At 73.0% G+C, this 24,467-nt stretch carries 20 protein-coding genes; 9 read left to right on the top strand and 11 right to left on the bottom strand.

What is annotated here, in order from left to right:
- Positions 1–88: 88 nt before the first annotated feature.
- Positions 89–1,972 (top strand): ABC transporter ATP-binding protein, encoded by a 1,884-nt coding sequence (locus tag AC529_RS14785; protein ID WP_068757719.1) that lies wholly within the window; start codon positions 89–91, stop codon positions 1,970–1,972.
- 42 nt (positions 1,973–2,014) lie between these two features.
- Here the strand turns inward: AC529_RS14785 and AC529_RS14780 are convergent, their stop codons facing one another.
- From AC529_RS14780 to AC529_RS14770, 3 genes are all read right to left on the bottom strand, one after another.
- Positions 2,015–2,212: an antitoxin gene (locus AC529_RS14780; RefSeq protein WP_068757717.1), complete on the bottom strand. Its 198-nt coding sequence runs from the start codon at positions 2,210–2,212 to the stop codon at positions 2,015–2,017.
- A gap of 92 nt (positions 2,213–2,304) precedes the next feature.
- Entirely contained in the window at positions 2,305–3,648 is a 1,344-nt protein-coding gene (gene mgtE, locus AC529_RS14775; RefSeq protein WP_068758044.1) for a magnesium transporter, read from the bottom strand.
- A gap of 276 nt (positions 3,649–3,924) precedes the next feature.
- On the bottom strand, positions 3,925–5,031 hold the full coding sequence (locus AC529_RS14770) for a PP2C family protein-serine/threonine phosphatase (RefSeq protein ID WP_068757715.1): 1,107 nt from the start codon (positions 5,029–5,031) through the stop codon (positions 3,925–3,927).
- A 358-nt stretch (positions 5,032–5,389) separates the two neighbouring features.
- Here AC529_RS14770 and AC529_RS14765 point away from each other — a divergent pair, with 358 nt between their 5' ends.
- Positions 5,390–6,649 (top strand): GNAT family N-acetyltransferase, encoded by a 1,260-nt coding sequence (locus tag AC529_RS14765; RefSeq protein WP_068757713.1) that lies wholly within the window; start codon positions 5,390–5,392, stop codon positions 6,647–6,649.
- Positions 6,650–6,924: 275 nt separating this feature from the next.
- Here AC529_RS14765 and AC529_RS14760 read toward each other — a convergent pair whose 3' ends face one another.
- From AC529_RS14760 to AC529_RS14755, 4 genes are all read right to left on the bottom strand, one after another.
- On the bottom strand, positions 6,925–7,392 hold the full coding sequence (locus tag AC529_RS14760; protein WP_068757711.1) for a ribose-5-phosphate isomerase: 468 nt from the start codon (positions 7,390–7,392) through the stop codon (positions 6,925–6,927).
- Between the two features lie 95 nt (positions 7,393–7,487).
- A complete protein-coding gene (locus AC529_RS20575; RefSeq protein WP_198156442.1) occupies positions 7,488–7,625 on the bottom strand; it encodes a hypothetical protein in 138 nt (45 codons plus the stop codon).
- Positions 7,626–7,713: 88 nt separating this feature from the next.
- On the bottom strand, positions 7,714–7,881 hold the full coding sequence (locus AC529_RS20570; RefSeq protein ID WP_198156441.1) for a hypothetical protein: 168 nt from the start codon (positions 7,879–7,881) through the stop codon (positions 7,714–7,716).
- A gap of 24 nt (positions 7,882–7,905) precedes the next feature.
- On the bottom strand, positions 7,906–8,520 hold the full coding sequence (locus tag AC529_RS14755; protein WP_068757709.1) for a mycothiol-dependent nitroreductase Rv2466c family protein: 615 nt from the start codon (positions 8,518–8,520) through the stop codon (positions 7,906–7,908).
- A 212-nt stretch (positions 8,521–8,732) separates the two neighbouring features.
- Here AC529_RS14755 and pepN point away from each other — a divergent pair, with 212 nt between their 5' ends.
- Complete coding sequence (gene pepN, locus AC529_RS14750; protein ID WP_068757707.1) at positions 8,733–11,273, top strand: aminopeptidase N; 2,541 nt, start codon at positions 8,733–8,735, stop codon at positions 11,271–11,273.
- A gap of 91 nt (positions 11,274–11,364) precedes the next feature.
- Here the strand turns inward: pepN and malQ are convergent, their stop codons facing one another.
- Positions 11,365–13,491, bottom strand: a complete 2,127-nt coding sequence (gene malQ, locus AC529_RS14745) for a 4-alpha-glucanotransferase (RefSeq protein ID WP_068757705.1) — start codon at positions 13,489–13,491, stop codon at positions 11,365–11,367.
- A gap of 154 nt (positions 13,492–13,645) precedes the next feature.
- Here malQ and AC529_RS14740 point away from each other — a divergent pair, with 154 nt between their 5' ends.
- On the top strand, positions 13,646–14,899 hold the full coding sequence (locus AC529_RS14740; protein WP_232306756.1) for an MFS transporter: 1,254 nt from the start codon (positions 13,646–13,648) through the stop codon (positions 14,897–14,899).
- On the opposite strand, the gene AC529_RS14735 is transcribed toward AC529_RS14740, so the two are convergent.
- Positions 14,896–16,326 (bottom strand): amidase, encoded by a 1,431-nt coding sequence (locus tag AC529_RS14735; RefSeq protein WP_068757703.1) that lies wholly within the window; start codon positions 16,324–16,326, stop codon positions 14,896–14,898. The two genes, AC529_RS14740 and AC529_RS14735, sit on opposite strands and share 4 nt — an antisense overlap.
- A gap of 322 nt (positions 16,327–16,648) precedes the next feature.
- Between AC529_RS14735 and AC529_RS14730 the strand changes: the two genes are divergently transcribed.
- The gene (locus tag AC529_RS14730; protein WP_083948323.1) at positions 16,649–17,314 is read left to right on the top strand and encodes a nuclease-related domain-containing protein; all 666 of its coding nucleotides are present in this window, start codon (positions 16,649–16,651) and stop codon (positions 17,312–17,314) included.
- Between the two features lie 255 nt (positions 17,315–17,569).
- Positions 17,570–19,441 carry a dihydroxy-acid dehydratase gene (gene ilvD, locus AC529_RS14725; protein WP_083948288.1) on the top strand — a complete coding sequence of 624 codons (1,872 nt, stop codon included), beginning with the start codon at positions 17,570–17,572 and terminating at the stop codon, positions 19,439–19,441.
- Positions 19,442–19,491: 50 nt separating this feature from the next.
- Here the strand turns inward: ilvD and AC529_RS14720 are convergent, their stop codons facing one another.
- Positions 19,492–19,695, bottom strand: a complete 204-nt coding sequence (locus AC529_RS14720) for an FmdB family zinc ribbon protein (RefSeq protein WP_068757701.1) — start codon at positions 19,693–19,695, stop codon at positions 19,492–19,494.
- 154 nt (positions 19,696–19,849) lie between these two features.
- Entirely contained in the window at positions 19,850–20,347 is a 498-nt protein-coding gene (locus tag AC529_RS14715) for an HNH endonuclease (protein WP_068757699.1), read from the bottom strand.
- Between the two features lie 340 nt (positions 20,348–20,687).
- Here AC529_RS14715 and AC529_RS14710 point away from each other — a divergent pair, with 340 nt between their 5' ends.
- From AC529_RS14710 to AC529_RS14700, 3 genes are all read left to right on the top strand, one after another.
- Positions 20,688–22,781, top strand: a complete 2,094-nt coding sequence (locus AC529_RS14710; RefSeq protein WP_068757697.1) for a prolyl oligopeptidase family serine peptidase — start codon at positions 20,688–20,690, stop codon at positions 22,779–22,781.
- Positions 22,782–22,867: 86 nt separating this feature from the next.
- Complete coding sequence (locus tag AC529_RS14705) at positions 22,868–23,314, top strand: acyl-CoA thioesterase (protein ID WP_068757695.1); 447 nt, start codon at positions 22,868–22,870, stop codon at positions 23,312–23,314.
- Between the two features lie 46 nt (positions 23,315–23,360).
- On the top strand, positions 23,361–24,467 hold a 1,107-nt coding region (locus tag AC529_RS14700; RefSeq protein WP_232306755.1), incomplete at its 3' end, for an MFS transporter.

Genomic DNA, 24,467 nt, shown 5'->3' with positions numbered 1-24,467 from the left:
CCGCGGGACGGGACGAAGACCGGAAGGTCGGCCGGTCGCGGCAGGACCGCGGTCGGCCCGCCTCCGCCGCACGAAGGGTGGCACAGCGATGATGATGGGTGGACCGCGCACCATCCGGACCCTGGTCAACGACGGTTCGGCCAGGAAGGCGGCCATCCGTCCGGACACCCCGCGGCGGATCCTCGGCTACGCCCGCCCGCACTGGCGGCGCATCCTGCTGTTCGTGCTCACCACGTCGGCCGGCTCCGGCATCGTCGTGGCCAACCCGCTGCTGCTCAAGGCGATCATCGACCGCGGGATCGGCGGCGCCGACGCCTCCCTGGTGACCTGGCTGGCGGTGGCCGTCGCCGTGCTGGCGCTGCTGGAGACGGGCCTCAACCTGACCGGGCGGTGGCTGTCGGCGAGCATCGGCGAGGGGGTCATCTACCTGCTGCGCACCCGGGCGTTCACGCACGTGCAGCGCATGCCGCTGGCGTTCTTCACCCGCACCCAGACCGGGTCGCTGATCAGCAGGCTCAACACCGACGTGGTGGGCGCGCAGAAGGCCGTCACGTCGGTGCTGCAATCGCTGGTCGCCAACGCGGTCAGCGTGGCGGCGGTGCTCAGCACGATGTTCGCCCTGTCGTGGCAGATCACCCTGGCCGCCCTGGCGGTGATCCCGCTGTTCCTCGTGCCCGCCAAGTACCTGGGCCGCCGCCTGGCCCGGGTGCACCGCGAGAGCATGGACCTCAACGCGGAGATGAGCTCGCTGATGACCGAACGCTTCAACGTGGGCGGCGCCATGCTGGTCAAGCTGTACGGCCGCCCCGAGGAGGAGAGCGCGGAGTTCGCCTCGCGGGCCGGGCGGGTCCGCGACATCGGGGTCACCCAGAGCATCTACGGCGGCCTGCTCTACTCCATGCTCGGGCTGATCACCGCGCTGGCCACCGCGATGGTCTACGGCGCGGGCGGCAACCTGGTACTGCAAGGCGCGATCGACCTGGGCTCCCTGGTGGCGCTGGCGACCCTGCTGACCCGGCTGTACGGCCCGGTCACCGCGCTGTCCAACGTCCAGGTGGACGTCATGACGGCCCTGGTCAGCTTCGAGCGCGTCTTCGAGGTCATGGACCTGGAGCCGTCGGTGGCCGAGCCCGAGCACCCGGTGGACCTGCCCCGGGGCGGCCTGTCCGTGGAGTTCGACCGGGTCTCCTTCCGCTACCCGGGCCCCGAGGCGTCACTGGCCTCCCTGGAGCTGGTGCCGCAGCCGGAGCACGCCGAGGACTCCCAGGTGCTCAGCGACATCTCGTTCACCGTGCACCCCGGCCAGTTGGTGGCCCTGGTCGGCCCGTCCGGAGCGGGCAAGACGACCCTGACCCACCTGGTGGCGCGGCTGTACGACCCCACCGAGGGCACGGTCCGCGTCGGCGGGGTGGACCTGCGCCGGGTGCGCGGCCAGTCGCTGCGGGACGCGGTCGGGGTGGTCACCCAGGACACCCAGTTGTTCCACGACACCATCGGGGCGAACCTGCGCTACGCCCGCCCGGACGCCACCGACGAGGAGCTCGTCGCGGCGATGCGCGCCGCGCAACTGGGGCCGCTGCTGGAGGCGCTGCCCAACGGGCTGGACACGATGGTCGGCGACCGCGGCTACCGCCTGTCGGGCGGGGAGAAGCAGCGGCTGGCCATCGCCCGGCTGCTGCTGAAGGCCCCCTCGGTCGTGGTGCTGGACGAGGCCACCGCCCACCTGGACTCCGAGTCGGAGGCGGCGGTGCAGCAGGCCCTGTCCGAGGCGCTGCGAGGGCGGACCTCGCTGGTCATCGCCCACCGGCTGGCCACGGTGCGCGAGGCCGACCTGATCCTGGTGCTGGAGGACGGCCGCATCCTGGAGCGCGGCACCCACGAGGAGCTGCTGGCGCGCGGCGGTCTGTACACCGCCCTGTACCGGACCCAGTTCGCCGCCCAGGAGCGGCCGCGGCGCGGCGCGGCGACCTGACCTTCGGGCCGCCTCCGCCCCGGGCGCCCGGGGCGCGTCCGCTCAGCGCTCCCGGTCCTGCTCGCCCTGCTTCCTGACGTACTCGCCGGCGCTCCCGCCGGCCTTGTCGATGTGCTCGTCGTACTTGCCGCCGGTCCGCTGCTTGGCGTGCTCGGCCGCCTTGTCGATGCCCTGCTCCGCCTTGTCGCTGTGCTGTCCGGCGAGCTTCTTGGCCTTGTCGAAGGTGTCCTTCATGCCCATGGTCGATCCCTTCCGGAGGAGCGCGGGGCCCGCTGCCCCGCACCGCGCCCTCCCTCTGCCCGCACCGGCCGGGGTCATGCGCGCCGCGCGTCTCACACTCCCAGGACGGCGCGCGCGACGGAGAAGTAGATGAGCAGGCCGGTGGCGTCGACAAGGGTCGAGACCAGCGGCGCGGACACCACGGCGGGGTCGACCCCGACCCGGCGGGCCAGCAGCGGCATGGTGCTGCCGATGACCGCCGCCCAGACGCAGATGGCCACCACCGACAGCGCCACCGCGGCCGCGATCCCGGTGCCCACCAGCAGCGAGCCGATGACGAGCGCGATCGCCGCGAGCATGGCTCCCAGCAGCAGGCCGACCCGTCCCTCCTTCCAGACGACCCGGTGCAGGTCGCGCAGCCGCACCTCGCCCACGGCCAGGGCGCGCACCACGGCGGTGGCCGACTGCGAGCCGACGTTGCCGCCGGTGCCGGTGAGCATCGGGACGAACAGGGCCAGCGCGGTCACCTGCTCCAGGGTCGCCTCGAAGCCCTGCATCACGTTGACGGTCAGCGTGGAGGCGATGATGAGCAGCAGCAGCCAGGCCGCGCGGGCGCGGGCCAGGCGCAGCACGCCGACCGCGGCGTAGTGCCCGTGGACCGGCTGGGAACCGGACTGGCGGGCGATGTCCTCGGAGTCGGCCGCCTCGATCAGCTCCAGGGCGTCGTCGAAGGTGAGCAGGCCCACGAAGCGCTCCTCGGAGTCGACCACGGGCAGCGCGACGAGGTTGGCCTCCTGCATGAGGCGGGCGGCGTCCTCGGCCGGGTCGGTGGCGTAGGTGCGGGGCGTGAACACGTCCACCAGGTCCTTGAGCAGGGTGTCGGGGGAGCTGGTGACCAGGTCGCTCAACTGCACCAGGCCGGAGAGGCGGCGCCCGTGGTCGACGACGGGCAGCACGTAGACGGTCTCGGCCTCGGCGCCCTTGGCCCGCACCACCTCCAGGGCCCGGGCGACCGTGAGGTCGCGGTGGAGGACCACCGTGTCGGGGGTCATGAACCGGCCGACAGAGTTCTCCGGGTAGCCCAGCAGCGCCGCGGTCATGCGGCGTTCGGCCGGGCTCAGTCCGGCCAGCGCCCGCGCGGCGATCTTGGCCGGAGCCTCCCCGATGAGGCGGGCCCGGTCGTCGGGCTCCATCTTCTCCAGCAGCTCCCGGAAGGCCGAGTCGCGCAGCCCCACGAGGATCGCCTGCTGCTGGCCGGGGTCGAGCTCCTCGAAGACCTCCAGCTCGCGGTCCTTGTCCAGGAGCCGGAAGGGGACGATGGCGCGTTCCGGGGGGAGGCGGGCCAGCGCGTCGGCGATCTCGTAGGGCGGATGCTCGGCCAGCCACAGCCGCATCCCGACCAGGTCGTTGGTGTCGAGCAGGTCGGCCAACTCGACCGGCTTCTCAGCGTCGGTCATCTGAATCGCGGTGTGGCCCCTGCCGTCCCGCACGGGCCGGGGACACCGCACCTCCTCCCTGCGGTCAGCGCGGGCGTGGACCGTGACGCAGCGACCGGGACGGTGTCGTCGCCGTCGGGCGCACGCGGGCGGGCACGGCGACCTCGCCGGGACTGCGGAGGGTCCCCGCGGCAGCGGGCGCGGACCCCAGGAGAAGTCTTCCCGGCGCTGGTCCGCCGACGCGGCGGACACGGCCGTGTTCCCAGAAAACCGTACGCCGCGTGGCGGCGGAGGTGTTCAGCGGGTCCGCCAGAGCACCACGAGGGCGCGGTCGTCGTTCTTGTCCTTGCTCAGCGTGTCGACCAGCCGGTCGGTGCCGGGGCCGAAACCCACGGCCACCAGGCTCTCGGCGGCGCCGAGCAGCCGGTCCACCCCCGCGTCGAGGTCCTCCCCGGGGGTCTCGACGAGGCCGTCGGTGTAGAGCATGATGGCGTCGCCCGGCCGCAGCCGACCGTGCACCGGCGTGTAGTTCATCGACGGGATGACCCCGAGCACGACCCCCTTGGCCTCGGTGGTGCTCCACGCCCCGGTGGTGTGGTCGAACTGCACGGCGGGCGGGTGCCCCGCCGAGGTGAGCAGGTACTCGCCCGTGGAGAGGTCGACGCTCAGGTGCACCGCGGTGACGAACCCCTCGCCGCTGGCGGTGCGGATGAGGTAGTCGTTGCAGTGCTCCAGGAACTCGCCGCGCGGCACCGCGCCGATCAGCGCGCCGAAGGCCCCGGAGAGCAGCAGCGCGCGGGTGCCCGCGTCGACTCCCTTGCCCGAGACGTCGACCACCGCGATGTCGAGCCGGTCGTCGCGGAGCAGGGAGACCACGAAGTCGCCCCCGAAGGAGGATCCTCCCGCCTGCCGCAGCACCTTGGCGGTGTGCCACCCCTCGGGCAGGTCCGGCAGCCGCCCCTGGGCCTTGATGCGGTCGCGCAGCTCCAGGAGCATCTTCTCGCCGTCGAGTCCGTGGACCCCGAGCCGCTCGCGCACCCCTGACAGGAGGTAGGCCACGACCGCGGTGACACCGATGGTGACGGCCAGGCCCGGCCCCACCTGGCTGAGGTCCAGCGCGACGGCGGTGAAGGCGAGGACCACGGCCACGACGGCGAGCAGGAAGGCCAGGCTGCGGCGTTTGAGCAGCAGGCCGCCGGCCAGGACGGTGAGGATGACCGCGCTGGGCGGGAACCAGCCCTCCGGACCCCACACCGCGCCGACGCCGATCCCGACGGCGAGCAGGACCAAGACGATGAGGACGAGGCGGTAGCGGAAGAGCACTTTGCGTCGGAGGAACGCCAGAACACGCTCTGTCAACGCGTGGACGGAGCGGAGGAAGCGGGCGGGTGGAGAAGTGCTCATCGTTGCCGAACTGTAGCGCGCGAAACCTGCCCAAGCACGCTGCCCCGCGTCCACTCACGACGAGACTTCCCATAACGGGCCAACCGATATCCGCCCAGCGTACACACGGGGAAACGCACAGAACAGCCCATGGTTCAGTATGGACCTCTCCAAGCCCGTCCGTCAGCGATACGGTCGGGCCTTCTCAGCCGAAAGAAAGCGAAAAATCTCTCATGTTTTCCGCGTGTCCCGCCCAGCACGCTTCTTTGGTCACTTTCCGTAACAACAGTGCACTCGCCCCCCACCAGTGACCGGGCGCGGGGATTCGGACAGAAAAACTGGTGGCGCGCTGCCTCGGCGGGCGGGTAGGCAGGATGCCATGCCCGCATCACACCAGTCGGCTCCGGACGCTCCGTGGCCGGTCCGTCCCGTGACCGAGGCCGAGTTCCCCGAATTCTGCCAGACCTTCTGCGAGGCGCTGCTGCTGCCCGCCGAGGGACGCGTCGAGTCGCTGCGCACCGTCGTCGACCTGGAGCGCACGCTCGCCGCCTTCGACGGCGACCGGATCGTCGGCACCACGCTGCTGTTCTCCTTCGAGTCCGCACTGCCCGGGGGGATCCGCCCGGTCGCGGGCGTCTCCGCGGTCGGCGTGCTGCCCACGCACCGCCGCCGGGGCGTGCTCACCGCGCTGATGCGCCGCCAGTTGCGCGACGTCCACGAACGCGGCGAGGAGGCGGTGTCCCTGCTCTTCGCCTCCGAGGGCGGCATCTACGGGCGGTTCGGCTACGGCCTGGGGTCGCTGCTGGGCACCGTCACCGTGCACCGCGGCGAGGGGGCGCTGCGCGCGGACGCCCCGCGCGATCCCGCCCTGCGGACCCGCCTGGCCGCCCCCGACGAGGTCCGGGCGGAGATGGCCCGGGTCCACGAGGCCGCCCTGGGCGGTCGCACCGGCGAGTTCCGCCGCACCGGGTGGTGGTGGGACCGGCTGCTCGACCCCGTCGGGGAGCAGCGGGACGGGTTCAACCCGCCCAGGTGCGTCCTGGTGGAGGACGGCGCCGAGCCGGTGGGGTACGCGCTGTACCGGACCAGGCAGGGCTTCGACGACTTCGGCAACGCCGACGGCGTCCTCGACGTGGTGGAGCTGTTCGCCGTCCGGCCGACGGCGCTGGTGCGGCTGTGGGAGTTCCTGCTCAACCGCGACCTGGTGGGGCGGGTCACGGCCGGGCTGCGGCCCGCCGACGACCCCCTGCTGTACCTGCTGGCGGACCGGCACCGGGCGCGGTGGACCCCGAACACCGGGCTGTGGGGGCGGCTGGTGGACCTGCCGCGGGCCCTGGCGGAGCGCCGCTACGCGGCGCCGGTGGACGTGGTGGTCGAGGTGGCCGACGCGGTGTGCCCGTGGAACCGGGGACGCTGGCGGCTGCGCGCGGAGGGCGGCTCGGCGCACTGCGAGCGCACCGACCGGAGCCCCGACCTCTCCCTCGACGTGGAGGTGCTGAGCTCGGCGTACCTGGGCGGCGAGCCGCTGACCGGGTACGCGGCCGCGGGCCTGGTGCGCCAGTCGCGTCCGAGGGCGGTCCTGGAGCTGTCCGCGGCGCTGGCCGTGCCGGCGGCGCCGCACTGCTCGAGGATCTTCTGAGCCCGCGGGGTGAGGACTCTGTCCCCACCGGGAGACTGTCCGGGCGGGCCGCGGCGGGGTACCGTCCGGGGTAGCGCGCCGAGTGCCGTCCCCGTCCGTTCGGGAACGGGCGCGGTGCGGCCCGGCCGTGTCCCCTTGTTTCGGAGCGCTCCCCCGCGCGCGGAGCACGGCCCGGCCGCTCCGGGGAGACGGGAGAGGGGCCCTGTCCGCACCACGGCAGCGCTGCGGACGCCCCGCCCGGCTCCCCGGCGCCGGCCGGTTCCGGTCGTGTCCTGCTAGGGAAGCGGCGGGAGCTGCCCGGTGGTCTCGTAGTCGGACAGCATCCGGATCCGTCGGCTGTGGCGTTCCTCACCGCTGTACGGCGTGTTCAGGAAGACCTCGACGAAGCCGGTGGCCTCCTCCAGCGAGTGCATCCGCGCACCGATGCTGATCACGTTGGCGTTGTTGTGCTCCCGGGCGAGCCTGGCCGTCTCGGTGCTCCAGACCAGCGCCGAACGCACACCCTTGACCTTGTTCGCGGCGATCTGCTCGCCGTTTCCGGAGCCGCCGAGCACGATGCCGAGCGCCTCGGGGTCCTTGGCCACCCCTTCGGCGGCGCGCAGCACGAACGGCGGGTAGTCGTCGGCCGCGTCGTAGACGGCCGGGCCGGCGTCGACCACCTCGTGCCCCTGCTGCCGCAGCCAGGAGACGAGGTGCTGCTTGAGTTCGTAGCCGGCGTGGTCAGATCCGATGTAGATACGCACGGCCCCAGTCTGACAGGTCGCCCGGGGGCGTGGTGCGCCCGGGAGGGCCGCCCGGCGGCTCGGGGCCGCCGGGCGGCGGACGACGTCCCCCGGTCTCAGACGGCGGCGAAGGTGACCGCCGCGCCCAGCACGCCGAAGGCGACGGCGGCCAGGAGGAAGACCAGGTTGATGGCCACCAGGAGCCTGATGTCCTTGCTCAGCGGAACCGCCTTGGACTCTGCCTTCTTGCTCAACTCACACCACCTCGGCAGGAACGGACAAAATACTCACCAAAGACGATGCTAGCGTTCCTCACCAGCAGGTATGGGGTCGGCAAAGCGGTCAGGCCCAGTGCGGGGGGACATCGCCGAGCAGTTCCTCCATGCGGGACCGCTCCTCCTGTTCGGCCGACTCCCCCCAGCCCGCGCCGTACTCGTCGGAGGTGGTGTCGGGCAGGATCTCCAGCTCGTCGTCGAAGACGACCACGCGCTCTTCGTCCGGTTCGCTCATGCTCGCTCCTTCACACCGTCGCGGCTAGTCGAAGATGGGGTCGCGGGTGCGGCTCCGCTTGAGCTCGAAGAACCCGTCGGTTCCCGCAACCAGCAGAACGCCGTCCCACAACCGACCGGCGGCCTCGCCCTTGGGGGCGGGGGACACAACGGGGCCGAAGAAGGCGACATCCTCGACCGCGATCACGGGAGTGCCCACTTCCTGGCCGACCCTGTCCATGCCGTCATGGTGCGACTTGCGCAGGGCCTCATCGTAGTCAGTGCTCAGTGCTGCTTCGACGAGCTCCGCCGGTTGTCCCGCGTCGGCCAGCGCCGCCGCGATGGTCTCCACGGCCCGCGGCTCGCCCCGGTTGTGCAGCCGGGTGCCCAGCGCGGTGTAGAAGCGGCCCAGCTCCTCGTTGCCCAGGCGCTGTTCGACCGCGACGGCCACGCGCACCCCCCACCACGCCTGGGTCCGCAGCATCTCCCGGTACTCCTCGGGCACGTCCTTGTCCTCGTTGAGCACGGCGAGGCTCATGACGTGCCAGCGCGGACGCACCGGGCGGACCTTCTCGACCTCCAGCAGCCAGCGCGAGGTGATCCAGGCCCACGGGCAGAGGGGGTCGAACCACAGGTCCACGGGGATGCGCTCGTCACTCACTGTTCCTTCTCCTTAGCCTGACACCAAGAAGCCGGGCGAAACCCGTAAAACGCCCAGCTCTGCAAGGAGAAACCACCGTGATCGGTTCCGCATTCCGCTCTGCGGCGTGGCAGGATCGAACCGCATCACCCGACGGTGGCCGTCCGCCCGCGTTCCGTGGGCGCGGGCCCCGACGCGGCCGACACCGAGAACGTCTGTGAAGGGAGCGGGTCGTGGCAGGCAATCTGACACGTGAGGAGGCACGGGAGCGGGCGAGAATCCTCGACGTCGACTCCTACGCCGTGGAACTCGACCTCACCTCGGGCGACCAGACCTTCACCTCCACCACCGTGATCCGGTTCGCCTGCTCCGAGCCGGGGGCGACGAGCTTCGTGGACCTGACGGCCCCCACCGTGCACGAGGTCCGCCTGAACGGGACCGCGCTCGACGTGGCCGAGGTGTTCGACGGGGAGCGGATCACCCTGCCCTCTCTGCAAGCCGACAACGAGCTGCGCGTCGTGGCCGACGCCGCCTACATGCGCACCGGCGAGGGCCTGCACCGGTTCGTCGACCCCGTCGACGGCAACGTCTACCTCTACACCCAGTTCGAGACCGCCGACGCGCACCGCATGTACGCCTGCTTCGACCAGCCCGACCTCAAGGCGACGTTCGAGCTGACCGTGCTGGCCCCCGCGGACTTCGAGGTGGTCTCCAACACCGCGCCCGACGTGGTGCGCGAGCCGGCCAAGAACGACACGGCGGTGCGCTGGCACTTCCCGCCGACCAAGCGGATCTCGACCTACATCACCGCGCTCGTCGCCGGCCCCTACCACGTGGTGCGCGACGAGCACGACGGCATCCCGCTGGGCGTGTACTGCCGCGCCTCCCTCGCCCAGTACCTGGACGCCGACGCGATCCTGGAGGTCACCAAGCAGGGCTTCGACTTCTTCCACCGGGTCTTCGGCATCCGCTACCCCTTCGGCAAGTACGACCAGTTGTTCGTGCCGGAGTTCAACGCCGGGGCGATGGAGAACGCCGGAGCGGTCACCTTCCTGGAGGACTACGTCTTCCGCTCGCGGGTCACCGAGGCCCGCTACGAGCGCCGCGCCGAGACGATCCTGCACGAGATGGCGCACATGTGGTTCGGCAACCTGGTCACCATGCGCTGGTGGGACGACCTGTGGCTGAACGAGTCGTTCGCCACGTTCGCCAGCGTGTACTGCCAGGCCGAGGCGACCCGGTGGACGGACGCCTGGACCACCTTCGCCAACGTGGAGAAGGCCTGGGCGCTGCGCCAGGACCAGCTCCCCTCCACCCACCCGATCGCCGCGGACATGCCCGACATGCAGGCGGTCGAGGTCAACTTCGACGGCATCACCTACGCCAAGGGCGCCTCGGTGCTCAAGCAGTTGGTGGCCTACGTGGGCGTGGACGAGTTCTTCGCCGGCCTGCGCGCCTACTTCAAGGAGCACGCCTGGGGCAACACCGAGCTGTCGGACCTGCTGGTGAAGCTGGAGGAGGCGTCCGGGCGCGACCTGTCGAACTGGTCGCGGGAGTGGCTGGAGACCGCGGGCGTCAACACCATGCGCCCCTCCTTCGAGGTGGACGCCGACGGCAACTTCACCTCCTTCGCGGTGCTCCAGGAGGCCCCGGCCGACCACCCGACGCTGCGTTCGCACCGCCTGGCCATCGGCCTGTACGACCGCACCGACAAGGGCATCGTGCGCCGCGAGCGGGTGGAGCTGGACGTCAGCGGGGAGCGCACCGAGGTGCCCGAGCTGGTCGGCAAGGCCCAGCCCGACCTGGTGCTGATCAACGACGACGACCTCACCTTCATCAAGCTGCGCCTGGACGAGCGGAGCCTGCGCACCGTGGTGGAGAGCGTCGGCGAGATCGTCGAGTCGCTGCCGCGCGCGCTGGCCTTCGCCGCGGCCTGGGACATGACCCGCGACGGCGAGATGCCCGCGCGCGACTACGTGCGCCTGGTCGCCGCCAACCTGGCGGGGGTCAGCGACGTCGCGGTGGCCCAGACGCTACAGCGCCAGGCGGTCTCCGCGCTGGTCAACTACGTCTCCCCGGACTGGCGGGAGGAGGGCTTCGACCTGCTGGCCACCCGGCTGCGGGAGCTGCTCACCTCCGCCGAGCCCGGCAGCGACCTGCAACTGGCCTACGCGCACGGGTTCGCCGACGCGGCGCGCTCCGCCGAGCACCTGTCGCTGCTGCGCGGCATCTACGACGGGGCGATCGAGGTGGACGGGCTGAAGGTCGACACCGACCTGCGCTGGACGCTGCTGCGCCGCCTGGTCGCGGCCGGGGTCGCAGGCGAGGACGAGATCGCCGCCGAGCTGGAGCGCGACCCCACCGCCGCGGGCGAGCGGGCCGCCGCGGGCTGCCGGGCCGCCATTCCCACCGCCGACGCCAAGGCGACGGCCTGGGAGCGGATCACCGGCGGCACCCTGGCCAACGCGGAGTTCCGGGCGACCCTCGGCGGGTTCACCGAGCCCGCCCACGCCGAGCTGCTCCGCCCCTACGTGGACCGCTACTTCGACCAGCTCGCCGAGGCGTGGGCCAAGTGGACCGGCGAGTTCGCGCAGACCTTCGCCGAGTTCGCCTACCCGGGCTACCTGATCGAGGAGGAGACGCTGCGCCGCACCGACGCCTACCTGGAGTCGGCGGACCCGGCCCCGGCGCTGCGCCGCCTGCTGCTGGAGGGCCGCGCGGGCGTGGAGCGCGCGCTGCACGCCCAGGCCCGCGACGCCGAGGCGGCGGGCTGAGGACCGACACCGCAGACGGCCGCCGCGCACCGTGCGCGGCGGCCGTCGCCGTTGTGCGGGCCGTCCCCTCCCCGGGCGGGAGCAGTCCCCCCTACGGCGGCCCCGGACGTCCCGGTCGCGGGCGCAGGATCGGGGGCGCCGGGCGGCGGGGCGCGGGCAGCTCCCCGCCGGGACGGGGCTGCGGAGCCAGGTCGGCCAGGGCGCCCAACGCGGCGCGCACCGCCGCGGCCTGCTCGGGGTTGGTGGACAGGTCCTCCAGGAACACCGGCTCCCCCTCTCCGTTGGTGAGCGGGATCCGCCAGTTCGGGTACTCGGTGCTGGTCCCCGGCTGGTTCTGCATGCGGTGGTCGCCGACCAGGTCGGTCAGGGCCGCGCCGACCAGCAGGGAGGGGGTGCGCGCCAGGTAGTCGTGCAGGGCGGCGACCACCGCCGCGGGGTCGGCGACCGGGTCGACCGACGGGTCGAGCAGGCCCAGCTCGACCAGCAGCGCGCGCCAGGCGGCGACCCGCGCCTCGGCGTCGGCGCGCTCCTCCTCCACGGGCCGGGTCAGCAGGTTCAGGTGGGCGCGCAGTTCCACGTGCTCGGCCGTGACGTAGGAGGCGACCGGCGGCAGGTCGTGGGTGGCCACGGTGGCCAGGCAGCCGACGGGCCAGGACTCGGGGCGGTGCGGGACCCCCTTCTCGTCCTGCTCGAACCACAGCACCGAGGTGCCCAGCACCCCGCGTTCGGCCAGGTGGTCGCGGACCCGCTGTTCGACGGTGCCCAGGTCCTCGCCCACGACCAGGGTGCGGGCCTCGTGGGCGGCCAGCAGCAGCGCGCCGACCATGCCCTCGTGGTCGTAGCGCACGTAGGCGCCGTCGGCCGGGGAGGCCCCCTCGGGCACCCACCACAGCCGGAACAGGCCCATCACGTGGTCCATCCGGATGCCTCCGGCGTGCCGCGCCACCTGGCGCAACTGCTCCAGGAACGGGCCGTAGCCCTGTTCGGCGAGGCGGACCGGGTGCCAGGGCGGCTGCCCCCAGTCCTGCCCCTGCTGGTTGAACTCGTCGGGGGGCGCTCCGACGTGGACTCCGGAGACGAGCGCGTCGCGGTACATCCACGCGTCGGCGCCGCCGCTCTGCGCTCCGACGGCGAGGTCGTGCACGATCCCGATGTCCATCCCGGCGCGTCGGGCGCCGGCCTGCGCGGCGGCGAGCTGCTCGTCCAGGATCCACTGCATCCAGCGGTGGAAGTCGACGCTCTGCCGGCGCAGCCGGGCCTCGGCGCGGACCGCGGCCGATCCGGCGTCGCGCAGCGGCTCCGGCCAGCGCCGGTAGTCGGGGCCGTACTCCTCGGCGAGCGCGCACCAGGTGGCGTAGGACTCCAGGGCCTCGCCCTCGCGGGCCAGGTAGGCGCGGAACGCCTGCTCCCGTCCGGCGGGGCGGCGGACCTGGTGGATGACCTCCAGGGCGGCGCGCTTGGCCTGCCAGACCGCGTCGCGGTCCAGCAGGTCGGCGGTGCGGCCCCGGTCGCGCAGCGGGCGGGCGAGCCGCTGGACCGTCTCCCGCTGGACGGAGTTCAGCCTCCCGTACTCGGGGACGTCCTCGATGCGGATGTAGAGCGGGCTGGCGTAGCGGCGGCTGACCGGGAGGTAGGGGGAGGCCTCCAGGGGCGGCAGCGGCTCGGTGGCGTGCAGCGGGTTGACCAGGACGAAGGAGGCGCCCAGGTCGCGCGCCGCCCAGGTGGACAGCTCGGTGAGGTCGCGCAGGTCGCCCATGGCCCAGGAGACGCGGGAGCGGACCGAGTACAACTGCGCCATCAGGCCCCACACCCGGCGGTGCACGGGCCGGGGCAGCCGGTCGGGCACCACCAGCAGGGGCGCGTGCTGGTGGCTGCGGCCGTGTTCCACGTGCAGCCGGTGCACGCCCAGCGGCAGGGTGGCTCCCGCCTCGGCGCGCTCCCCGCCGGCGAGTTCCACCCAGGTGCGGGCGCCGTCGGGAAGCGTCAGGCGCGGGGCACGCCCGTGGCGGGTGACGACGGCCGGGGGCAGCAGCCGCGCGGCCCGCCGCTCCCGGTGCGCGGCGAGGGCGGCGGCGGGGTCGCTGACGTCCACTCCCAGGGCGGTGAGCACGTGGCGCAGAGTGTCCACGGAGACCGCGGTCCGCACGCCCCGCCAGTCGGCGTAGCTCGTCGAGACGCCGTGTTCTTCGGCCAGTCGGACCAGTTCAGCATCGCTCACACCATCCGATCATGCCTCAGAGGGGCTCTGATCAGCGGTATCTCCGTCCGCCAGTCGCGCAGCCGACCAGTTTTCTCCTCTTTGTCAGTGAATCGTCCTGCTTTCTACTAAAAAACTGGAGGAATCATCCTACGAATCTGGTCATACTTGTCTGGTGCTCAAGTCCTACCGCCCTCTGTTGTCCGTCCCCCACCTGCCGGAACTGTTCGTCTGGTCGCTGGTCGCCCGGATGAACATCGCCGGTCTGCCGATCGGCATCACCTTCCTGGTGGCCGACTGGACCGGCTCCTACGCCCTGGCCGGAGCGGTCAGCACCACACTGACCGTGGGCGCCGCGGTGGCCGGGCCGCTGCGCGGCCGCAGCGCCGACCGGGGGCGCACCGACCGGCTGATGACCCTGTGCGGGCTCTGCTACGGGGCGGGGCTGGTGGTGCTGGCCCTGCTGCCCGCCTCCCTGTGGTGGCTGGCCTTCCCGCTGTGCCTGGTCACCGGCCTGTTCACTCCCCCGGCCTCGCAGGTGGGCCGCGCACTGTGGCCCCGGCTGACCTCGGGGCAGACCCGCACCGCCATGTACGCGGCCGAGTCCACCTTCCAGGAGCTCGTGTTCGTCCTGGGCCCGCTGGTGGCGGCCGCGGCCGTCGGCATGGGCGGCGGCGTGGGAGCGGTGCTGCTCATCGCGGCGGTGTCGGTGGCGGGCTCCACCGGTTTCGCCGTGGCGATCCGGCGCGCGGGCCTGGCCGAGCCTCCCGAGCACGGCCCCGAGGCCGCCCCGGCGGGCGGGAACCGGAACCGGTCCCTGATGCGCCTCCCGGAGCTGGCGCTCCTGGTCGTCGTGTGCCTGCTGCTGATCGCCGGCCTGGCGGCCGTGGACCTCGTCATCGTGGCGTGGGCGCGGGAGATGGGCCGTCCCGGGGGCGCCGGGATACTCGCGGCGATCTGGTCCTGCGGCTCCCTGGTCGGCGGACTGGTCGCGGGCGGCCTGGCGGGCAGGCCGCGGCTCAGCCGCCGGGCGTTCGCCGCCACGGCGGGCATCGCGCTGCTCATCCCGCTGCTGCCGCCGGTGCTGGAGCTGCCCACGCCGTGGCTGCTGGCCCCGGTGCTGTTCGTCGCCGGGCTGGCGATCGCCCCGACGCTGGCGGCGGCCACCGAGCAGATCGGCGACGCCGCACCGCACGAGCGGCGCGCCGAGGCGTTCGGCTGGATGAACACCGGCATCACCACCGGGGTGGCGGCCTCCGCCCCGGTGACCGGATGGCTGGTGGACCTGGGCGGCCCCGCGCTGGGCGTGGCGGGCGGCACGGCCATGGTGCTGCTGTCCGCCGTGCTCACCCTGGGGGCGGGGCGGACGGGCCGCGGGTCCGCGTCGCGGGCCCCGGAGCGGGAGGACGGTCCGCGGCCGGCGGCCTAGCGGTGCCAGATCTCGGGGCGGCGGTCCAGCCAGGGCCGCGCCTCCTCCAGTTGGGCCGACAGGGAGAGCAGCGTCGCCTCCCCGCCGATCCGCCCGGTGAGCATCACCCCGACGGGCAGTCCGTCGGCGGTGGTGTGCAGCGGGAGGGTCGCCGCGGGCTGGCCGGTGATGTTGGCGATGTTGCCGAACGGGGTGAAGGCGTTCATCCGCGCGAACTCCTCGGCGGGGTCGGCGGCCGCGGTGAAGTGCCCCAGCGGGACCGGCGGCACGGCCAGGGTGGGGGTGAGGACCGCGTCGTAGGGGGCGAACACGGTCAGCGCGAGCCGGGCGAAGCGGCGCAACTGCGCGGCGGCCTCCAGGTAGTCGGGGGCGGGGGTGGCCCGCCCCCGTTCGCGCAGCCAGCGGGTCAGCGGTTGCAGCCGGTGCTCGTCGGCGGCCGGAACGGGGACGGCGGCCGCGGTCGCCGCCCACACGGTCGCGAAGTGGCGCATGTGGGAGCCGTCGAAGGGCGGTTCGATCTCGGTGACGTCGTGCCCCAGCTTCTCCAGCAGCAGCGCGGTGTCGCGGTAGGCGGCCAGCACGTCGGGGTGCACCTGGACGCCGGGCAGCGGCGGGGAGGCGAAGCAGGCCAGGCGCAGCCGTGCGGGGGGACGCCCGGCGTGGGCCAGGAAGGTCTCGCCCCGGGGCAGCGGCGGCGCCGGGTAGGGGTCGCCCGCGTCGCCGAGGGTGATCGCGTCGAGCAGCAGGGCGGCGTCGGCGACCGTGCGGGCCAGCGGACCGGTGACGGACAGCCCGAACAGGTCGGTGCGCAGCGGGGCCGTGGTGACCCGGCCCCGGGTGGGCTTGATCCCGTAGAGCCCGCACGCGGCGGCGGGGATGCGGATCGACCCGCCGCCGTCGCTGCCCTGGGCGAGCGGCGCCAGCCCGGCGGCCACCGCGGCCGCCGCGCCGCCGCTGGAGCCGCCCGCCGAACAGGCGGTGTCCCACGGGGTGCGGGCGGGCGGGGCGACCTCGTTCTCGGTGTGGCAGGACAGCCCGAACTCGGGGGTGTTGGTCTTGCCGGGCAGGACCGCCCCCGCGCGCCGCAGTTCGACCACGTAGCCCTCGTCGGCGTCGGCGACGCGGTCGGCGAACACGGCCGACCCGAGGGTGCAGCGCACCCCGGCGACCATGTCCAGGTCCTTGACCGGCACGCACAGGCCCAGCAGCGGGGGCAGCCGCTCCGGCTCCTCGGAGAGCAGCCGCCGCTCCGCGTCGCGGGCCTGCCGTCGGGCCAGTTCCGGGGTGACCGTAACGAAGGCCCCCACCGCGTCGCCGAGCCGCTCGATCCGGTCCAGGTAGTGGTCGGTCACCTCGACGGGGGACAGCTCCCGGCTGCGGAACAGCGCCGCCTGGCGCACCGCGGTCAGGTCGTGGATCTCGCTCACGGGCCCAGGCTAGGCGGCGGGGGCGGCCCCGGGCGGTGAAAACGGGTGAACAGTGATTCTTCCCGGTCAGCGGGGCGCGGACACCCGGGGTCAGGCGTCGGAAGGGGAACAAAAGTGTGAGCTCCCGTGGACTAGGAGCGCCCTGCGAATAGAACTACCCTTCTGAAGCGTGGAATCGGCAACAAGCACCAGACCGGACGAGCCCCCGACCACCGACGACGAGGTCCGGCGGGAGAAGGACGGCCCCTCCCCCTTCACCCGGCCCGTCAGCAGACCCGCAGCACCCAGGACGGACGTGCTGGTGCGGACCTACCGTTCGCTGATGCAGCCCGCCTCGGTGCGCCGCTGGCTGCCCAAGGCCGCCGCCTGCCTGGTCGCGGTGCTGGTCCTCGGCCTGCTGACCGGCAGTTGGCGGGTGGGCGTGACCGCCGGGGCCGCGGTGCTCGTCGGCTTCGTCGTCTACACCTCCCAGCGCCAGTCCGAGGTCCCGCAGTGGCGCAGGCCCTCCTCCGCCCAGCGGCGCACCGAGGCGCAGTTGCGGGTCATGCAGCGCTTCGGCTACCGGGTGCTGCACGCCCGGCGCATCCAGGACGGCAACGGCCAGATCGACCACTTCATCGTGGGGCGGCGCGGCGCCTTCGCCATCGACTCCGAGTCCTGGGACAAGCGGCTGCCGCTCCGCAACAAGCTGGAGCAGCTCTACCACGGCCGGTTCTCCAAGAACGAACGCATCGACGAGGCGCTGGCCGAGGCGCGCAACGCCGAGCGGCTGATCTCCCAGGAGCTGGGCCGCGAGATCAAGGTACGCCCCGCACTGGCGATCTACGGTCCCAGCATGCCGTGGGACAGCCACCGGCTGCGCGGGGTCGACATCATCGTCGGCACCAAGGTCCGCAAGTGGCTGCGCAGCGGAAAGGACCGGCTGTCGGAGGAGGAGATCGAGGAGATCTACCAGGCGGCCAAGAAGGTGCTGCCGCCGCGGTACTGACCCTCCCCTCCCCTGTCGTCCGCGCGGCGGGGCGGCCCCGGCGGCCGCCCCGCCGTCCTGCTCCCGGGGGGCGCGGCGCCCGCCGCGGTGACGGTGCCGACGGTCGGGCGGGGGCACTACCATCGGAAGAACGACTCCAGTTCTGACTCAGCGCGGCACCCCCCACAGGGCACGCCGCACGGACCGTCGGCGAGGACCCCACCGTCTCCGTCCCGCCACCGGTACCGGTTCTTCTCTCGACGGGAGCAGACTTCCATGCCCGCGCTTCGTTCACGGACGGTCACCCACGGCAGGAACATGGCCGGTGCCCGCGCGCTGCTGCGCGCCACCGGCGTGGCCCGTGAGGACTTCGGCAAACCCATCGTGGCGGTCGCCAACAGCTTCACCCAGTTCGTGCCCGGACACGTGCACCTGCGCGAGGTCGCCGACGTCGTGGCCGACGCGGTGCGCGAGGCGGGCGGGGTGCCGCGCGAGTTCAACACCATCGCGGTCGACGACGGCATCGCCATGGGCCACGGCGGCATGCTGTACTCCCTGCCCAGCCGGGAGCTGATCGCCGACGCCGTGGAGTACATGGTCAACGCGCACTGCGCGGACGCGCTGGTGTGCGTGTCCAACTGCGACAAGATCACCCCCGGCATGCTGCTGGCGGCGCTGCGGCTGAACATCCCCACCGTGTTCGTCTCGGGCGGGCCGATGGAGGCCGGGAAGGTCACCGTCGTCGACGGCACCGCCACCACGGTGCGCAAGCTCGACCTGATCAACCCGATGATCGCCTCCGCCGACGAGAGCGTCTCGCAGGACGAGCTGGACGCCTTGGAAGAGGCGGCCTGCCCCACCTGCGGCTCCTGCTCGGGCATGTTCACCGCCAACTCGATGAACTGCCTGACCGAGGCCATCGGCCTGGCGCTGCCCGGCAACGGGACCGTGCTGGCCACGCACACCGCGCGCAAGCAGCTCTACCGGGACGCGGGGCGGCTCGTCGTGGAGGCGGCGCGGCGCTACTACGAGGACGACGACGACTCGGTGCTGCCGCTGTCCATCGCCACCCCGGCGGCGTTCGGCAACGCGATGGCGCTGGACGTGGCCATGGGCGGCTCCACCAACACGATCCTGCACCTGCTGGCCGCGGCCACCGAGGCGGGCGTCGACTTCGGCCTGGACGAGATCGACGCGCTGTCGCGCCGGGTGCCGTGCCTGTGCAAGGTCGCCCCGAACAGCGAGAAGTACCACATCGAGGACGTGCACCGGGCGGGCGGCATCCCCGCGATCATGGGCGAGCTGGCCCGCGCCGGCCTGCTGGACACCTCGCTGCCCATGGTGCACGGCCTGACGGTCGGCGAGTACCTGGACGCCTGGGACATCGCCTCGCCGAACGTGCGGCCCGAGGCGGTGGAGCTGTTCCACGCGGCGCCCGGCGGCAAGCGCAGCACCGAGGCGTTCTCGCAGGACACCCGGTGGGACTCGCTCGACCTGGACCGCGTCTCGGGGTGCATCCGCTCGGTCGAGCACGCCTACACCGCCGACGGCGGTCTGGCCGTGCTCAAGGGCAACCTCGCCCCCGACGGCGCGATCGTCAAGACCGCGGGCGTCGAGGAGGAGCTGTGGACCTTCAGCGGCCCGGCCAAGGTCTTCGAGAGCCAGGAGGACGCCGTGGACGGCATCCTCAACAAGGCGGTCCAGCCCGGTGACGTGGTGGTCATCCGCTACGAGGGGCCCAAGGGCGGCCCGGGCATGCAGGAGATGCTGTACCCGACGAGCTTCCTCAAGGGCCGCGGCCTGGGCAAGGCGTGCGCGCTGATCACCGACGGCCGGTTCTCCGGCGGCACCTCGGGCCTGTCCATCGGGCACGCCTCCCCGGAGGCGGCCGCCGGGGGCGACATCGCCCTGGTCGAGGACGGCGACATCATCACCATCGACATCCCCAACCGGTCGATCACCCTCGAGGTCCCCGAGGACGAGCTGAAGACCCGCCGCGAGCGGCTGCTCAAGGAGCTGGGCGGGTTCCGGCCCCGCAACCGGCAGCGTCCGGTGAGCGCGGCGCTGCGCGCCTACGCGGCGATGGCCACCTCGGCCTCCACCGGCGCGGCCCGCGACATCAGCCAGGTCGAGCAGATCCGCCCCTGACCTGCGTGCGGGGCGGCCCCGTCTCGGGACCGCCCCGCACCGGACGCGGGTCAGGCGCAGCAGCCGCCCCCGCAGCAGCCGCCCCCGGCCGGACGCGGGGCCTGGGCGAGGCCGCTCACCCCGATGGTGGACAGCAGCTTGACCGTGTCGTCGTGCCCGTTCGGGCACTCGGCCGGTTCGTTGGCCTCGGCCATGGGCCGGGACAGTTCGAAGGTCTCGCCGCAGGCGCGGCAGCGGAACTCGTAACGAGGCATGGGACCAGGATACGACCGGGGCGCGCGGCGCCTCCCGTCCGTGCGACGGGGCGGGACGCGCCGCGCCCCGCCGGGCGGCGCCGCGCCCGTCCCCCCGGTGCGGGCGGGCGCCGTCCCGGGCCGACCGGAGACCGTCTCGGCCCGGGACGGAGTTTCAGACCCGTACTCGGGCCATGTAAGGTGCCCAGAGAGGATCGTTGTGGGTCTCGCCGATCAGGCGCCAGTGGATGCCGCGCGGCACCGTGGGGGTGACGTTCAGCTTCCAGCCGAGTTCGTCGAGGAGTCGGTCCGCTTTGCGGTGGTTGCACGACCGGCAGGCGGCCACCACGTTCTCCCAGACGTGCTGGCCGCCCCGGCTGCGGGGGATCACGTGGTCGATGGTCTCGGCCCGCTTGTCGCAGTAGGCACAGTGGTATCCGTCGCGCCGCATGAGCGCCACCCGGGTCAGGGGGACCCTGCGCCGGTAGGGCACCCGGATGTAGCGGCGTAGTCGGATGACCGACGGCACCCGCAGCGACACGGTGGTCGAGTGGAACACGGCGCCGGTGGCGTCGCTGTGCACGACCTCGGCCTTCTCCCGAAGCACCAGCAGGATCGCGCGCCGCAGCGGCACCGTGGTCAGGGGTTCGTAGCTGGCGTTGAGCAGCAGCACGTGGCGGCGGACTGGTGGGCCGCCCTCCGTACCGCTCAGGGCGCTCATGAGCGTCTCCCGGCGTCCGACGTGTCGGTCGCCCGTGTCTCTTCCCCGGCCAGCCTGTCGGCCAGCCAGGAGACCTCCTTGTGCACCGGCCGGACGGCCGGCGCGCTTAGCGTTGCCACACGGACCTCCCGTGGGTGGTTCCCGCCGAGTGCTGTCCCTCATTCAGTTTGCTTGGTCGGGGCTGGTCACCGCCACCCCATTTCCCCGCCGCGCCGCAGAAAACCGCGGACCGGCGTGGAGGGGGAACGGCGACACCCCCGGGCGCCGCGACGCTGCGGCTAGAGTGCTGGACATGTCCCACCTCCCCTCCTACCCGTTTGCGGAGCGCCAGGAACTGACCGAGGTCCTGCACGGCCGCACCGTCTCCGACCCCTACCGCTGGCTGGAGGACGCCGACTCGGCCGCCACCAAGGAGTGGTCCCGAGCGCAGGACGCCCTGTTCGCCCGGGTCCGCGGCACCTGGGCCGCGACCGACCGGTTCCGCGACCGGCTGCGCGCGCTGCTGGGCGCCGGCTACGTGGGCTCCCCGGTGTGGCGGGGGCGGCGCTGCCTGTTCCTGCGGCGCGCCGCCGACCAGGAGCACGCCGTGCTGTACGTCCGCGACGGCTCGGAGACGGAGCGGGTGCTCGTCGACCCCACCGCGCTGAACCCGGAGGGCACCACCACCCTGGACGCCTGGGTCCCCGATCCGGAGGGGCGGCTGCTGGCCTACCAGTTGTCCGAGAGCGGCGACGAGCAGTCCCGGCTGTGGGTCATGGACATCGCCACCGGGGAGCCCGTGGACGGGCCGATCGACCGCTGCTCCTACTCCCCCATCGCCTGGCTGCCCGGCCAGGACGCCTTCTACTACGTGCGCCGCCTGCCGCCCGAGCAGGTGCCGGACGGGGAGGAGCAGTACCACCGGCGGGTCTACCTGCACCGGGTGGGCTCCTCCCCCGACTCCGACCCGCTGGTGTTCGGGGAGGGCCGGGACAAGACCGAGTACTTCGGGGTGTCGGTGAGCCGGGACGGACGCTGGCTGACGCTGACCGCCTCGCCGGGCACCGCGCCGCGCAACGACGCCTGGATCGCGGACCTGGCCGCCTCCTCCCCGGAGGCGCCGCGCTTCACCGAGATCCAGACCGGGGTGGACGCCGAGTCCTTCCCGTTCGTGGGCAGGGACGGGCGGCTGTACCTGTTCACCGACCGCAACTCGCCGCGCGGCCGACTGTGCGTGGCCGATCCCGCCTCGCCCGGCCCGCAGCACTGGCGCACGCTGATCGACAGCGACCCGGAGGCGGTGCTCAGCGGGTACGCGATCCTGGACGGCGCGGAGCTGGACACGCCCGTGCTGCTCGCGCTCTGGGAACGGCACGCGATCAGCGAGATCAGCGTGCACGACCTGGCGACGGGGCAGCGGACCGGCGCCCTCGAACTGCCCGGGCTGGGATCGGTGGGCGGTATCACCACCCGCTTCGAGGGCGGCGCCGAGGCCTGGTTCAACTACACCGACACCACCTCGCCGACCGCGGTCTACCGCTACGACGCGCGCACCGGCGAGGTGTCCCTGTGGGAGGGGCCTCCCGGAGCGGTGGACTCTCCCCGGGTCCGCACCGAGCAGGTCACCTACACCTCCCGGGACGGCACCCCGGTGCGGATGCTGGTGGTCTCCCCGCCCGACGCCGACGGCCCCCGTCCCACCCTCCTGTACGGCTACGGCGGTTTCGCGATCTCGCTGACCCCCGGCTACTCGGCGTCGGCGCTGGCCTGGGTGGAGGCGGGCGGCGTCTACGCGGTCGCCTCCCTGCGCGGCGGCCTCGAGGAGGGCGAGGAGTGGCACCGGGCCGGGATGCTCGGCAACAAGCAGAACGTGTTCGACGACTGCCACGCCGCCGCCGAGTACCTCATCGAGTCGGGGACCACCACGCGGGAGCAGCTCGCGGTGATGGGCGGCAGCAACGGCGGCCTGCTGGTCGGCGCGGTGGTCACCCAGCGCCCGGAGCTGTACGCCGCGGCGGTGTGCTCGGCCCCGCTGCTGGACATGGTGCGCTACGAGCGGTTCGGCCTGGGCCAGTTGTGGAGCGTGGAGTACGGCAGCGCCGACGACCCCGAGGCGCTGGACTGGCTGCTGGCCTACTCCCCCTACCACAACGTGCGCGAGGGGGTGCGCTACCCGGCGGTCCTGTTCACGGTCTTCGACAACGACACCCGGGTGGACCCGCTGCACGCCCGCAAGATGTGCGCGGCGTTGCAGCACGCCACGTCGGCTCCGCTCGACCAGGCCCCCGTCCTGCTGCGCAGGGAGGCCGAGGTCGGGCACAGCTCCCGGTCGGTGAGCCGCAGCGTCCAGCTCAGCGCGGACCAGTTGGCCTTCCTCGCCCACCACACCGGGCTGCGGGTCCCCTGACCCGGGGCGCGAGTGCGCTGCCCGGCCGCGGGCGCCGTGGCCGGGCTTGCCACAATCGGGAAGACGCGATCGATGGGGGGAGAGCAGTGGGCGAAACGGCCCTGAACCACGGCACCGGCAGCGAAACGGCGTCCGGGCGGCGCCACGTCCACCTCGGACGGGTCCGCTTCGCCGACCTGGACCCGCTGAACCACGTCAACAACGTGCGGATGCTGACCTACCTGGAGGACGCCCGCGTCTCCTTCCTGCGCTGGGACGAGGAGGGCGACCGGAAGATCTTCGGCGACCTCGTCGTGGCCCGGCACGAGGCCGACTACCTGCGCCCGCTGACCCTGCGCCGCGCGCCCTTCCGGGTGGAGACCTGGGTGACCGGCATCAGGAACGCCAGCTTCACCCTGCGCTACGAGATCCTCGACGACGAGGCGGTCTACCTGCGGGCGCTGTCGGTTCTGGTCGCCTACGACCTCGCCGAGCAGTGCCCGCGTCGGCTGACCCCGGCGGAGCGCGCCCACCTGGAGCAGTACCTCGCCTGACGGGGCCGGTCGTCGGGGCGGGCAGCGGGTTGTCTAGCCTCGTCGCGTGGGCAGACGTTGGTTGATCCTGTGTTTGGCGATCGTCGCGCAGACGGCGAGCCTGTCGGCGCTGTTCGGGGTGGCGTTCGTCATCCCGGAACTGCGGCAGACGTACGGGATCACCGTCACCCAGGCGGGCACGCTGGCCGGGCTGCCCAGCCTCGGGCTGCTGCTGACCCTGCTGGGCTGGGGCGTGGTCATCGACCGCTACGGCGAGCGGGTGACCATGACGGCGAGCCTGGCGCTGACCGCGGGGGTGCTCGCGCTGTTCACCGTGGTGGACACGCCGCTGGGCGCGGGCGTCCTGCTGTTCCTGGTGGGGGCGGCGGGCGGCCCGGTGAACGCGGCGGGCGGCCGTCTCGTCATGGGCTGGTTCACGGTGCGGGAGCGCGGCCTGGCAATGGGGCTGCGGCAGACCGCGCAGCCGCTGGGCGTGGGGATGTCGGCCGCGCTGCTGCCGGTGCTCGCCCACCACTACGGCTTCACCGTGGCGATGCTGCTTCCGGGTGTCCTGGCGGTGGCCGTGCTCCCGCTGGTGGTGCTCTTCGCGGTGCCGCCCGGCGGCCCCCGGGCTGAGGGCGGCGCGCGGGCGCAGCGGGCCGCGGCGGGCCCGTCCCCCTACCGGTACGCCACGATCTGGTGTGTGCACGGGGTGAGCATGCTGCTGGGCGTGCCGCAGTTCACCGTGGTGACGTACGCGCTGGTGTACCTGGTGGAGCAGCACTCCTGGAGCGCACCGGCGGCGGGGGCGCTGATGGCGGCGTTGCAGGTCCCCGGTGCGCTGGCGCGGCTGGGCGCGGGGGTCTGGTCGGACCGGGTGGGCAGTCGGCTCGGGCCGGTGCGGATCATCGCCGGGTGCGGGTCGGCGGCGCTGCTGCTGCTCGCCGTGGCGTCGCCGCTGCCGGGGGCGGCCGTGGTGCTGCTGGTCGTCGCCGCGGTGGCGACCATGAGCCACAACGGGCTGACGTTCACCGCGGTGGCCGAGACCGCGGGCATGGCCTGGGCGGGTCGGGCGATGGCGGCGCAGAACTCGCTCCAGGCGGTCAGTTCGTCCCTCACCCCCGTGGTGATGGGGATGCTGATCGACTGGTTCGACTACCGTGCGGCCTTCGCC

This window comes from Thermobifida cellulosilytica TB100, assembly GCF_001517975.1.
GTDB classification, from domain to species: domain Bacteria; phylum Actinomycetota; class Actinomycetes; order Streptosporangiales; family Streptosporangiaceae; genus Thermobifida; species Thermobifida cellulosilytica.
The sequence above is the reverse complement of the archived record's forward strand: the minus strand, read 5'-3'. Positions and strand labels throughout refer to the sequence as shown.

Coding starts and splice junctions, on each gene's coding strand:
- AC529_RS14785 (WP_068757719.1), top strand. CDS start 89: ATGATGATGGGTGGACCGCGCACCATCCGGACCCTGGTCAACGACGGT.
- AC529_RS14780 (WP_068757717.1), bottom strand. CDS start 2,212: ATGGGCATGAAGGACACCTTCGACAAGGCCAAGAAGCTCGCCGGACAG.
- mgtE (WP_068758044.1), bottom strand. CDS start 3,648: ATGACCGACGCTGAGAAGCCGGTCGAGTTGGCCGACCTGCTCGACACC.
- AC529_RS14770 (WP_068757715.1), bottom strand. CDS start 5,031: ATGAGCACTTCTCCACCCGCCCGCTTCCTCCGCTCCGTCCACGCGTTG.
- AC529_RS14765 (WP_068757713.1), top strand. CDS start 5,390: ATGCCCGCATCACACCAGTCGGCTCCGGACGCTCCGTGGCCGGTCCGT.
- AC529_RS20570 (WP_198156441.1), bottom strand. CDS start 7,881: ATGAGCGAACCGGACGAAGAGCGCGTGGTCGTCTTCGACGACGAGCTG.
- AC529_RS14730 (WP_083948323.1), top strand. CDS start 16,649: ATGCAGCCCGCCTCGGTGCGCCGCTGGCTGCCCAAGGCCGCCGCCTGC.
- ilvD (WP_083948288.1), top strand. CDS start 17,570: ATGCCCGCGCTTCGTTCACGGACGGTCACCCACGGCAGGAACATGGCC.
- AC529_RS14720 (WP_068757701.1), bottom strand. CDS start 19,695: ATGCCTCGTTACGAGTTCCGCTGCCGCGCCTGCGGCGAGACCTTCGAA.
- AC529_RS14710 (WP_068757697.1), top strand. CDS start 20,688: ATGTCCCACCTCCCCTCCTACCCGTTTGCGGAGCGCCAGGAACTGACC.